We start from the raw sequence: 11,757 nt of genomic DNA on the forward strand, positions 1-11,757 counted from the left end.
GGATAATAGATGGGCAGCGAATTCGCGTGCATGGAACAGAAGGGTATATCGAAATATTGTAATTCTTGAGCGGCGTGCAGGAATTCCTGAAAGTAGTCTCCACAATACCGAAACAAAGAAGACCGAGGAAGCTATTCCTCGGTCTCGTAATGTTGTTAATCAAGATTAAAGCCATAAAATTCGCCGCGTCTTGATCGCATAAGTCGATATGCAGAAGGTTTGGATCGACCATACGATATGGACGAGAAGCTATATGGTCAGCGCCATTTCTGATCGTGCAGATCAAAAGGATGTATTGGATCGGCTCATGCGGAACCAACAGGACATAGGCGATGTATTCAAGCTCTATTATGGAGAAGCCTTGGTAATAAGCTTGTGTTGTGTACTTCTGCATCCTATTTTTAGTGTGATTTCTTCTATTTGAGTAGAAACTTGCTATAATTAACCATAGAAAGAGAGGTGAATATTTACGGCCAGCGGTTTGCCGTTTTTCAGCATGTGAGCTCAAAAGAAACCGTGAGGTGTGGAGCTGGCGGGAGGCATTCTATTTTCGACAAACGGCTGCAAACTGCTCCCTATCGTTTTCCGTTATACGATAGAAATAAGCTGATTCCGCTTATTTGACTAACTATATAAAAGAAAAACTTGAAGGAGGCTGTACATAGTGTTTACTGTATCCAACGAGCAATTTTTCTACTCATTTAGCAAAGATAATTCTCAAGCTTTGCGCGTTCCATCCAATTCCCGTGTTGTCATCCATACCTTCGATTGCTTTAAGGATCAGATTCAATCGGAACAAGCTACGTTCCAATCCATCGATTGGAACCAGATCAATCCGGCTTCGGGAGCGATCTATGTCGAAGGCGCTATGCCTGGCGATATCCTCAAAGTACATATCAACGAAATTGAATTGGACAAGCAAGGCGTCATGGCCGTAGGACCCGGACTTGGCGTCATGGGGCACCGCATCGATGCGTTTCAAATCAAAATCATCCCCATAGAAAACGACAAGGCGATTTTTAATGATAAGCTGCACATTCCTTTGACTCCCATGATCGGAGTGATCGGCGTTGCTCCAGCAGGTGAGCCTATTTCCTGCGGCACTCCCGGGGCGCATGGCGGCAATATGGACACGAAGCTGATCACCACCGGAGCGACGCTCTATCTTCCCGTTTTCCATGAAGGGGCGCTGTTTGGCCTCGGCGATCTGCATGCAGCGATGGGGGACGGCGAAGTCGGCGTCTCCGGCATCGAAGTTTCCGCTCGTGTAACGGTAACGCTCGAAGTCATCAAGGGGACAAGCATCCCGTATCCTTTTGTGAAAAATCAAGAAGGGATAGCTTCGATCGTATCCAAGCCTACGCTTGATGAAGCGGCACGTAAGGCTGTAGAAGTCATGATCGATGCGCTGCTTCCCCACATAGAGCTGTCCTTGAGCGAGCTGACGATGCTGTGCAGTGCCGTCGGCCAATCGCAAATCTCGCAGATTGTCGATCCACTCATGACAGCAAGATTCTTCATGCCGAATAGCGCGCTGGATGCTTATAATGTCAAATTATTCGAACAGTCAACAATTTCCGGGAGAGATGAGGGATAAGTCTGAAGACAAACGTGACGTCACAGCCGGAGCGTCTGGCTAATTTGGAACAGTTCGGGTACAAACAAGAGCTCAAGCGTTCCTTATCGTTCTGGGATTTATTGATTTACGGGCTTATATTCATGGTCCCGATCGCCCCATTCGGCATTTACGGCTACGTGGCGCAGGGCTCGTTCGGGATGGTATCTCTCGCGTATTTGATCGGCATGGTCGGCATGGTGTTCACGGCGCTGAGTTACGCGCGAATGTCGGAAGCGTTTCCGATTGCTGGATCCGTTTATTCCTACGCCCAACGCGGCATCAATGAACATGTCGGTTTCTTTGCCGGGTGGGTGATTCTGCTCGACTACATACTTATTCCGTCGCTTTTGTATTTGATCAGCGCCTCAGCCCTAGGAGCAATAATTCCCGAGATCCCGTCCTATGTTTGGCTGTTGATCTTTATCGGCATCAATACCGTTATCAATATTTTTGGCATCGAGATTACGGCAAAAGCAAACAAAATCATAGTCACGCTGCAACTGCTCATTCTTGCTGTGTTCATTACTGCGGCGGTTATTGCCGTTGCGAAAGGGGTTAACGGCGCCACCTTTACATTTAAGCCCCTATATGACCAAGCTCATTTCAACATCGGCACGATCATGGGAGCGGTATCCATTGCGGTGCTAAGCTTCCTTGGCTTCGATGCGGTATCAACGCTTGCTGAAGAGACAAACGGAGGCAAAAAGGCCGTCGGCCGTTCCATCGTCTTCTCTCTGCTGGTCATCGGCATCATGTTTATCGTCCAAACCTGGGTTGCGGCGCTTCTGTGGCCGGATTACACGACTTTCGAGAACGCTGATGTCGCCTTCTATCAAATCGCCGAGCTCGCAGGCGGACCTTGGCTGAAGTGGACAACCATTATCGCCACGGCACTCGCGTGGGGGATTGCCAACTCGCTGGTGGCCCAAGCAGCCATTTCCCGCATCCTGTACAGCATGGCGCGCGACAAGAAGCTCCCGGGGATTCTGGCCAAAGTCCACTCTAAGTATCAAACGCCTTATGTGAGCGTCCTGATCGTCGCGGCAATTTCGCTGATCGTCACGCTCAGCTTTTCATCGCATATCGCCAGTCTGTCCTCGCTCGTCAATTTCGGAGCATTGACAGCCTTCCTGTTTCTTCATCTGTCGGTAATCAACTATTTCCTTCGGAAGCTGAAGAGCAAGGATTACTTGAATCATCTGCTCTATCCGCTCATCGGACTCGTGATTATCGGCTACGTCTGGTACAGTCTTGACGCTGCTTCCAAACAGTTCGGGTTCATATGGATGGGCATTGGGATTGTATATATGATCTATCTGAAGCTGACGAAGAAGGATGCTTCGATCGCGGGGGATCTGTAGATGCTTGTTATCTTTATGGATTAACAAAACGCTTACTTCAAGATTTTAAACCTTTCGTTACAACGTCATGAAGAAAGGATAGAATATGGGAAAGCAGGCATTAGAGCAATTTCGCACATGTATTCCTTTTTTCCAACTGTTAGTAGATCCGCATCGCCAAGATATCATTCTGTGGCTTAGTGAACAGGGGCCAATGTCAGTTGGTGAAATAACATCGCAATCTACATTATCGCGTCCTGCGATATCTCATCATTTGAAATTGCTGCGGGATCAAGGCTTAGTTACGATGGAGAAGAGCGGTACAGAGCGGTATTACTCCGTAACCTTGAATACTGCTGTTGATTCGTTAAAAAAACTACTTTCGTTACTTGAAGATGAGTGCCTTTAGAGCAAATCTAAAGGCATTTGTAATCTCCTATATGTTCAAGGGTTTGAACGCTTAGATATTTAGATGTTCGGAATTGTTGGATGGATAAGAGCATAAGGAATTTATACAGTGAGAATAGAAAAGGGGTGTAAAGGAATGAATCAAATAGAGAAGCTGGAAGTGGATAGCATATTAGCGCAACATAAAGAATTTTTTCAAAAAGGAACGACGAATACTGTGCAATTTCGCCTCGAACAGCTGAGCAAATTAAAAGATGCCATTAAGCGTAATGAAGACCAAATTACAAAAGCACTGTATCAAGATTTAGGGAAAAGCGAATATGAGGCGTATTCAACGGAGATTGGCTTTGTATTGGATAGTATGAAGAACACAATGAAGCAAGTGAAGAAATGGATGAAGCCCCAGAAGGTAAAAACACCTCTAGCTTTATGGCCTTCTAGAAGTCGCATTATAAAAGAGCCATATGGGACAATACTCATTATCGGGCCTTATAATTATCCGTTCCAATTGCTGATTGAACCGCTTATTGGAGCAATTGCTGCGGGAAATTGTGCGGTACTTAAGCCTTCGGAACATACACCTCATACAACGCGAGTCGTTCATGAAATGATTAACGAGATCTTTGATAAGAACTACATCCGCGTCGTAGAAGGGGAGAAGGAAATAACGTCAGCACTTATTCATGCACCTTTTGACTATATCTTTTTCACGGGAAGTGTACAGGTTGGGAAGATCGTGATGGAGGCTGCTGCCAAGAATCTGACTCCCGTAACCTTAGAACTTGGAGGGAAGAGTCCCGTCATTGTAGACAAGACTGCAAACTTAGATGCAGCAGCGAAAAGAATTGTATGGGGCAAGTTTATGAATACAGGCCAAACCTGTATTGCGCCAGATTACATGTTGGTACATTCGGAAGTCAAAGACGCTCTCATTTCAAAAATGAAAGAGGTCATCGTGAATTACTATGGAGAAGATCCGATGGTAAGTAAGGACTATGGCCGCATTGTGAATGAGCGCCAATTCGATAGATTGAATTCAATTCTGGAAAAAGATCGAAATAACGTAGTCTATGGCGGTAAATCAGTAAGAGAGAAGTTGTATATCGAACCAACATTACTGGAGGCAGCATCTTGGTCTGATGCGGTTATGTTAGACGAGATCTTTGGGCCGATTCTACCGATTCTGGAATACGATCAGTTAGACCATGCCATTCACACCATTCAAGAGCATCCGAAGCCATTGGCCTTATATTTGTTCACAGAGGATAGGAATTGTGAGGAAGAGGTGTTGCGTAGAGTTTCCTTTGGTGGCGGTTGTGTAAACGATACGATTCTTCACATTGCGAATAGTCATTTGCCTTTCGGTGGCGTGGGGAATTCAGGCATAGGCGCCTATCATGGGAAATATAGTTTCGACCTTTTTTCACATCATAAGAGCATTGTAAAGAAGACCACAAAAATCGATACCAGTTTTATTTTGCCTCCTTACAATGAGAAGAAACTGAGATTGGTCAAAAAGTTCTTACGTTAGAATTTTATTTCTTACCGATATAGGTATCATTAGGATTGTAGCAAGGATGGGATCGATGATCATAGAAGCGAAACGGTCAGCCTTAGTGGTAGGAGCAACAGGATTCATAGGGACTGAGTTAGTAAAATTGCTTTGTAACAGTAAAGAGTATGGACGGGTGAAAATGATTGTTAGACGTCCTGGAACGTACTCACACCCGAAGATAGAAGTACTTGTTCGTGATTTCGATAAAATCATGCAAGAGGATATTGGAGAAGTACAAGATGTGTTCTGCTGCTTAGACACAACGATCAAAAAGGCAGGGACTCGCGAAGCATTTCAAAAGGTGGATTTTGAGTATCCGCGTACCATAGCAGCTTTAGCAAAAAAGCAAAAGGTCGAACATTTCATCATAATTACCGCAGTGGGGGCAAATGAAGCTTCATGGTCTCACTATAATCGTGTAAAAGGGATGATCGAGAGCGAATAGGTCGCATATCCAATGAAAGTTATCGCTTTACGAAGCAAAGAGCAGAAAGTTACCATATATACTTCTGATGAGATTACAAAGTTTGCACCGCTTTAGTAGTATAGACCGATCACAAGACTGCCTATCTATGGGCAGTCTTCGTTATAACTACAAGCCAATACGGGTGCCGGAAGCAATCAAGGTCTATTCAGCTGGAACAACGAAATTACGGAGAGGGGGAGAAGCTCGCGGGTGATATCATCTCACGTTCTTGCAATGATATCATTTATTGTCTACTTCCAATATTAAGTATACTATAATGAGATAAAGTCTATGAATTATGTAAAAGCTATGATAAAAAAAGCAAGAAAGGAAGAGGATTATGCTTACCATTTATGATTGGTTTGGGTCTGAATTGCCGAACAAGGAACGTTTTCAGTTAATCAAAGAAGCTGGATTTGATGGCGTTTTAATATGGTGGAGTGATGGCTTTGGTCGTGACTGCTTTGGCCGGAACGATTACCGCAAAGGGCCGCAAATAGCGCGAGAAGCGGGTCTATTTATCGAAAATATCCACACACCAATCCAAAACGAAAACAACCTCTGGCTTGACAATCTGAACGGTGAAACCGCAACTGATTGCTATTTGCAATGTGTTGCAGATTGCGCTGATTTTGAGATTCCGACAATGGTGGTGCATTTGCCTAACGAAGACAATCCATATAACACATTGGGATTGGATAGAATCAAGAGAATCACTGAAAAAGCTGAACAGCTTGGTGTCAATGTTGCAATGGAGAATTTATGGAACCTTTCCAATTTGGCATATGTGCTGGAGCAAGTAGATTCGCAGCGTATCGGATTCTGTTATGACTCCGGACATCACTACCGCCATTATCCAGACTATGATTTATTATCCGTGTACGGTTCTCGGCTGATGGCACTACATTTACATGATAATAACGGAAGTTATGCCCAACATGGATTACCTTTTGATGGCACGATTGATTGGTCTACAACCATGAAAAAAATCGCGGAAACGGATTATTCAGGCGCGATCGCAATAGAGGCCATGAATTGGGATTATGCGGATTTATCAGCTAAAGAGTTTTTACATAAAGCGTGTGAACGAGCAAAAAGGCTGGAAGAATTAAAACGGAAATAATCTGCAACAATCATGGATATTGCAGGATACATATTCTACAAAACTATCATACAGAATCATTACATATCATTAGTCTTTTGTGTTGGATGAGAAATATATAGAAAATAGGGGATTGTACAATCATGACGGAAGAAAAAACAAAAAAGAAGTCATCGCTCAAATACGTTGTTATTGGTGTATTACTGATCATTTTAGCCGTTACGAATCCGAATAAAGATGACTTTACTGATTATGTGAGTAAGAAAGCAGATGCAAATCACTTTGTAGCATCTGTTGCTTTTAAGCTTCTGGGGATGGAAAGAGATAACTATATTTTCTTCTCTAAGTTCTCATTTTATAACGTTAATGGAGACAAAGTTATTGTTTATGGTTTATTAAATGGTGTCTTTTTAGTTTGTAAACAATGGTTTAACCATACATATAACCGTGTTGAGACATGAAACTTTGAAAGAAGCCTCCCCAAAAAGGAGGCTCTTTATTTACTTAAAATTAGTTAGAATAAAGGTCTTTAAAGACATGGAATAATATAGGTTGACAAAAGGCTGAGTAACCCTTATTATACAATTAACACATTGGTAATTGTTAAAAGAGAGAAGGTTGTGCTTATCGTGTCAAACAAAGAGGCCTTGGAACAATATGATGTCAAACAATATCGAACGCCAGATGGATATACATCTGATATTGCTGTTTTTACGATAGTGCCTGTTACAATCAAAGAATTCAAACCGCCCGAGATGGAGCTCAAAATTATGCTCATTCAGCGGAGTATGCTAAACAGCGAAGGGAAGCCAAATATCGAAGCAGGGAAGTGGGCATTGCCGGGTGGCTTCGTCAATCCCAATGAGACTGCCTATGAAAGTGCACAACGTGAGCTGCAAGAAGAAACAGGTGTAGAGGACATTCATCTTGAACATTACGGTGTATACGATAAACCTGGACGTGATCCGCGGGGCTGGATGATTACAAATGCACACTTTGCGATTGTACCAGAGCACAAGCTGTCGCAAAGACAGGCAAACGATGATGCCTCAGATGTTCAATTGTTCTCGGTAAAAGAGGTTATGAATCTCGATCTTGCTTTTGATCATGCACAAATCATTGCAGATGCGATTCATGTGATTCGCCAGAAACTGCTCGAAACGACTGTCGCAAAGGAGTTTCTGCCCGAAGAATTCACGTACTCGGAGCTGCAAGCCGTTCTTCTTACAGTCACTGATGATTCCGCAATTGCGTTGGAGTCGGCATTTGCTAGAAAGATCAAATCCTTGCCCTTTATCCAAGAGGTTGAAGGGAAGAAGACGACCCGAACATCGAAACGACCGACACAATTGTATCGATTCGTTGAAATGGATTTAAACAAATCCATTTATCATACCAGAATGTGATTGATGTTAGCTGATTACAATAAGATGGTGACTAAAGTAAATAGCACTTGAAAGTCGATGTGAGATGGTTGAAGTGCTAACTTAACTTTATTGTCACTACTCTTTTTTACAAATACAATTAACAATTATGCAATAGTTAAATAAAAGGAGGAGTACACAATGAAAAAGAAAGCACTTATTAATATTGACTATACAAAGGACTTCGTTGCCACGGATGGGTCATTGACTTGTGGAGTACCAGGGCAAGCGATTGACAGACGAATTACTGAAATTACGAAAGAATTTATTCAAAGCGGTGATTTCGTTGTATTCGCAATCGACATTCATAAGGAAAATGATGCATTCCATCCGGAAACGAAGCTGTTCCCGCCGCACAATATTGAGGGAACCGAAGGTCGGAAGCTCTTCGGCCAATTGGAGGAATTGTATCAAGCAAATAAAGACGCTAATAATGTCTATTGGATGGACAAAACGAGATACAGTGCATTTGCAGGTACGGACATAGAGCTTCTACTGCGAGCAAGAGGGATAAATGAACTTCATCTTGTAGGCGTTTGTACGGACATTTGCGTACTCCACACCGCAGTCGACGCTTACAATAAAGGCTTCAATATAGTCGTTCACGAGGATGCCGTTGCAAGCTTTGATGCCGAAGGTCATGTATGGGCACTCAGACATTTCAAAGGCTCGCTCGGAGCTGCAGTAGTCAAAAAGGAGGTAAACGAAAATGAATAAGATTGAGCTTCCCGTATTCAATCATGGTGATGACAGTCTCGCGCTGCATACCGATAAATATCAAATTAATATGGCGCAGGTTTACTGGCATAATGGCATGCATAACCGTAAAGCAGTGTTTGAAGTATACTTCCGTAAGCTTCCATTTCAGAACGGATATGCGATCTTTGCAGGGTTGGAGCGGGTCATTCGATATTTGTATGACTTCCGCTTCACCGAGAGTGATTTGAGTTATCTACAGGAAGAAGGGTACAGCGAAGAATATCTGGACTACCTTCGGACCATTCGTTTCACAGGAACCGTTCGTTCGATGAAAGAAGGGGAACTGGTTTTTGCGAATGAACCGATTATGCGAATTGAAGCACCACTGGCCGAAGCACAGCTAATTGAAACTGCGATACTTAATATCGTTAATTATCAAACCCTAATTGCAACAAAGGCATCTCGAATTAAGCAAGTAGCAGGTGAGGATCATTGCATGGAGTTCGGAACCCGGCGAGCACAAGAACTGGATGCCGCGATCTGGGGTACGAGAGCTGCGTATCTTGCGGGATTCGAAGCAACGTCGAATGTAAGGGCAGGGAAGTTATTTGGCATCCCTGTCTCGGGCACACACGCTCATGCAATGGTGCAAGCCTATCGTGATGAATATAAAGCATTTAAAGCCTATGCGGAAACGCATAAAGACTGTGTATTCCTTGTTGATACCTATGACACACTGAGATCTGGTGTCCCTACGGCAATCAAAGTGGCAAAGGAATTCGGTGATCGTATCCACTTTAAGGGTATTCGACTTGATAGTGGAGACTTAGCGTATTTATCGAAGGAAGCTCGTAAAATGCTTGATGAAGCAGGCTTCCCGAATGCGAAAATCTATGCCTCAAACGATCTTGATGAACAGACCATCATGAACCTGAAAACGCAGGGGGCTAGAATAGATGTGTGGGGCATTGGAACCAAGCTGATTACAGCGTATGATCAACCCGCTTTGGGTGCCGTATACAAGCTGATCTCGATTGAAGACGAAAACGGAACTATGGTCGATACGATCAAAATCAGCTCGAATCCTGAGAAGATTACGACCCCTGGACGCAAGCGTGTATACCGCATTGTCAACAAGGCGAATGGGAAATCGGAGGGAGACTACATTGCACTGGAACATGAAGAACCGCAGTCGGAACAGCGCTTGCACATGTTTCATCCCGTTCACACGTATATCGCAAAATTCGTAACGGGATTTGAAGCGAGAGAACTTCATCATACCATCTTTGAAAATGGAAACTTGGTGTACGATGTACCTACGCTTAACGAAATTAGGGAGTTTGTAAAAGGAAATCTCGATGTACTATGGGATGAATATAAACGGACGCTCAATCCAGCAGAATACCCTGTTAACCTCAGTCAAGCATGCTGGAATAATAAGATGAGATTGATTGAAGAAGTTCGTAATAAAGTTCAAGCGGCTCTCGAAGCTTAGAAGGAGGCTGGATGAGATGGCGAAAATCGGAATTTATGGATCATCCTTTGATCCGATCACGAATGTCCATCTTTGGACAGCAAGCACCGTAGCGCATCGTTGCAAGCTGGACAAGGTGATTTTCCTGCCTTGTTCCAGCAAGCGGCAAGATAAACAGTTGAACGTTTCGGATGAACATCGAATGATCATGGTTCGGGTTGCGATTGAGGGTAACGACAAATTTGAAGTTGACGATTTTGAAATGAATCAACCTGGTTGGGAAATTGCCACGTACCAAACCATGAAGCATTTTCGAGCGAAATATCCGAATGACGAAGTGTATTTCATCATGGGTGCTGATCTGCTCGTCGATATCGGTGAAGGGAAATGGAAGCGGGCAGAGGAACTAATTCGTGAAAATAAGTTCATTGTCATGGCAAGAGACGGCATCAATATGCTGTCGGCCATTAGCAAATCTCCAATTCTTCGGAATGCAGATGATGGACACACGTTTCATTTGATCGACAAGGGGCTGGCAATGGAGATTAGCTCTAGTTATATCAGAGACGAATTCAAAATGGGCGGAGAGCCGCGCTACTTGGTTCCTGATCAGGTTTACGACTACATTCAAATCAATCACCTATACAAATAATGAAAGGGGAAACGGGATATGAATAAGCAAACCAAAATCATGAACGCATTGCATGTAAAACGCACGATTGTGCCTGCGGAAGAAATTCGTAATCGGGTGGATTTCCTAAAAGAGTATTGCCGTACAACGGGAGCGAAAGGATTTGTGTTAGGAATTAGCGGAGGGCAGGATTCGACACTTGCCGGACGATTATCCCAATTAGCGGTTGAAGAGCTTCGTGCAGAAGGCTATGAAGCCAAATTCATTGCAATCCGTCTGCCTTACGGGACACAAAAAGATGAGGATGATGCAAGGCTTGCTCTGCAATTCATTAATCCTGACGATGCGCTTACGTTTAATATAGAGACTCCTGTAGATGTATTTGCAGAAGCTTATGAGGATGCTGACGGAAGAGTCCTTTCGGATTACCATAAAGGGAACGTGAAGGCAAGAATGCGTATGATTGCACAGTATGCTGTGGCAGGCGAGCATCAATGCCTTGTTGTGGGAACCGATCATGCCGCAGAAGCAATCACTGGCTTTTACACCAAGTTTGGTGATGGCGGAGCTGATATTCTTCCGCTGGCTGGACTGACGAAAGGTCAAGGGCGTGAACTCTTGATCGCGCTGCATGCACAAGAACGTCTATATCTGAAGACGCCAACAGCAGATCTTCTCGACAACAAGCCGCAACAATCTGATGAAGCTGAGCTTGGTTTGGAATATACGGTGTTGGATGAATATCTAATCGGCAGCGAAGTTGCTCCAGACGCGAAGGTGAATATTGAAACCCGCTACGCAGTGACACAACACAAACGGGAACTGCCCGTAACACCATTTGATAAATGGTGGAAGAAAGAGAAGTAAGGAACTAACGAGATTCCCGTAAGCTACGAGCCTCTTTATCGAAAAGGGCGTAGATATATATAAATGGGGGTTTGGAGAAGATATCAGAAAAGGGGGCCAATGTATAAATTATAGGTTTCTATGACTTGCTTCTAAATCGAATGAAGCCTGCTGCATGCGATAATAGCAGATCT

General features: G+C 43.7%; 12 protein-coding genes and 1 pseudogene. All 13 read left to right on the forward strand.

The features are described 5' to 3' along the window. Positions 1-202: 202 nt before the first annotated feature. Positions 203-361 (forward strand): annotated as a pseudogene (locus AZ66_RS32925) (glycosyltransferase); the annotation flags it as partial. A 300-nt stretch (positions 362-661) separates the two neighbouring features. Next, a complete protein-coding gene (locus AZ66_RS21130; RefSeq protein ID WP_044356633.1) occupies positions 662-1,597 on the forward strand; it encodes an acetamidase/formamidase family protein in 936 nt (311 codons plus the stop codon). A 14-nt stretch (positions 1,598-1,611) separates the two neighbouring features. Further along, positions 1,612-2,979 carry an APC family permease gene (locus AZ66_RS21135; RefSeq protein WP_044356634.1) on the forward strand — a complete coding sequence of 456 codons (1,368 nt, stop codon included), beginning with the start codon at positions 1,612-1,614 and terminating at the stop codon, positions 2,977-2,979. An 85-nt stretch (positions 2,980-3,064) separates the two neighbouring features. Continuing rightward, positions 3,065-3,367, forward strand: a complete 303-nt coding sequence (locus AZ66_RS21140; protein ID WP_044356635.1) for an ArsR/SmtB family transcription factor — start codon at positions 3,065-3,067, stop codon at positions 3,365-3,367. Positions 3,368-3,502: 135 nt separating this feature from the next. Next, positions 3,503-4,897, forward strand: a complete 1,395-nt coding sequence (locus tag AZ66_RS21145) for an aldehyde dehydrogenase (protein ID WP_044356636.1) — start codon at positions 3,503-3,505, stop codon at positions 4,895-4,897. A 55-nt stretch (positions 4,898-4,952) separates the two neighbouring features. Then, complete coding sequence (locus tag AZ66_RS21150; RefSeq protein ID WP_052648729.1) at positions 4,953-5,366, forward strand: NAD(P)H-binding protein; 414 nt, start codon at positions 4,953-4,955, stop codon at positions 5,364-5,366. A 361-nt stretch (positions 5,367-5,727) separates the two neighbouring features. Then, the gene (locus tag AZ66_RS21155) at positions 5,728-6,510 is read left to right on the forward strand and encodes a sugar phosphate isomerase/epimerase family protein (RefSeq protein ID WP_044356637.1); all 783 of its coding nucleotides are present in this window, start codon (positions 5,728-5,730) and stop codon (positions 6,508-6,510) included. 122 nt (positions 6,511-6,632) lie between these two features. Continuing rightward, positions 6,633-6,950, forward strand: coding sequence for a hypothetical protein (locus AZ66_RS21160; protein WP_044356638.1), 318 nt, complete (start codon positions 6,633-6,635; stop codon positions 6,948-6,950). 168 nt (positions 6,951-7,118) lie between these two features. Next, positions 7,119-7,895 (forward strand): NUDIX hydrolase, encoded by a 777-nt coding sequence (locus tag AZ66_RS21165; RefSeq protein WP_044356644.1) that lies wholly within the window; start codon positions 7,119-7,121, stop codon positions 7,893-7,895. 159 nt (positions 7,896-8,054) lie between these two features. Beyond that, positions 8,055-8,630, forward strand: coding sequence for a cysteine hydrolase family protein (locus AZ66_RS21170; RefSeq protein WP_044356639.1), 576 nt, complete (start codon positions 8,055-8,057; stop codon positions 8,628-8,630). Continuing rightward, positions 8,623-10,107, forward strand: coding sequence for a nicotinate phosphoribosyltransferase (locus tag AZ66_RS21175; protein ID WP_044356640.1), 1,485 nt, complete (start codon positions 8,623-8,625; stop codon positions 10,105-10,107). The genes AZ66_RS21170 and AZ66_RS21175 overlap by 8 nt, the downstream gene beginning before the upstream one ends. A 16-nt stretch (positions 10,108-10,123) precedes the next feature. After that, positions 10,124-10,738, forward strand: coding sequence for a nicotinate-nucleotide adenylyltransferase (gene nadD, locus AZ66_RS21180; protein WP_044356642.1), 615 nt, complete (start codon positions 10,124-10,126; stop codon positions 10,736-10,738). A gap of 18 nt (positions 10,739-10,756) precedes the next feature. Continuing rightward, the gene (nadE, locus tag AZ66_RS21185) at positions 10,757-11,584 is read left to right on the forward strand and encodes an ammonia-dependent NAD(+) synthetase (protein ID WP_044356643.1); all 828 of its coding nucleotides are present in this window, start codon (positions 10,757-10,759) and stop codon (positions 11,582-11,584) included. The last annotated feature ends 173 nt before the right edge of the window (positions 11,585-11,757 follow it).

Origin of the sequence: Paenibacillus sp. E194, from assembly GCF_000935845.1 — a bacterium.
GTDB lineage: Bacteria > Bacillota > Bacilli > Paenibacillales > Paenibacillaceae > Paenibacillus_B > Paenibacillus_B alvei_B.

Excerpts from the sequence above, each read along its gene's own strand:
- AZ66_RS21140 (WP_044356635.1), top strand. The coding sequence starts at position 3,065 with ATGGGAAAGCAGGCATTAGAGCAATTTCGCACATGTATTCCTTTTTTC.
- AZ66_RS21145 (WP_044356636.1), top strand. The coding sequence starts at position 3,503 with ATGAATCAAATAGAGAAGCTGGAAGTGGATAGCATATTAGCGCAACAT.
- AZ66_RS21150 (WP_052648729.1), top strand. The coding sequence starts at position 4,953 with ATGATCATAGAAGCGAAACGGTCAGCCTTAGTGGTAGGAGCAACAGGA.
- AZ66_RS21155 (WP_044356637.1), top strand. The coding sequence starts at position 5,728 with ATGCTTACCATTTATGATTGGTTTGGGTCTGAATTGCCGAACAAGGAA.
- AZ66_RS21160 (WP_044356638.1), top strand. The coding sequence starts at position 6,633 with ATGACGGAAGAAAAAACAAAAAAGAAGTCATCGCTCAAATACGTTGTT.
- AZ66_RS21170 (WP_044356639.1), top strand. The coding sequence starts at position 8,055 with ATGAAAAAGAAAGCACTTATTAATATTGACTATACAAAGGACTTCGTT.
- AZ66_RS21175 (WP_044356640.1), top strand. The coding sequence starts at position 8,623 with ATGAATAAGATTGAGCTTCCCGTATTCAATCATGGTGATGACAGTCTC.
- nadD (WP_044356642.1), top strand. The coding sequence starts at position 10,124 with ATGGCGAAAATCGGAATTTATGGATCATCCTTTGATCCGATCACGAAT.
- nadE (WP_044356643.1), top strand. The coding sequence starts at position 10,757 with ATGAATAAGCAAACCAAAATCATGAACGCATTGCATGTAAAACGCACG.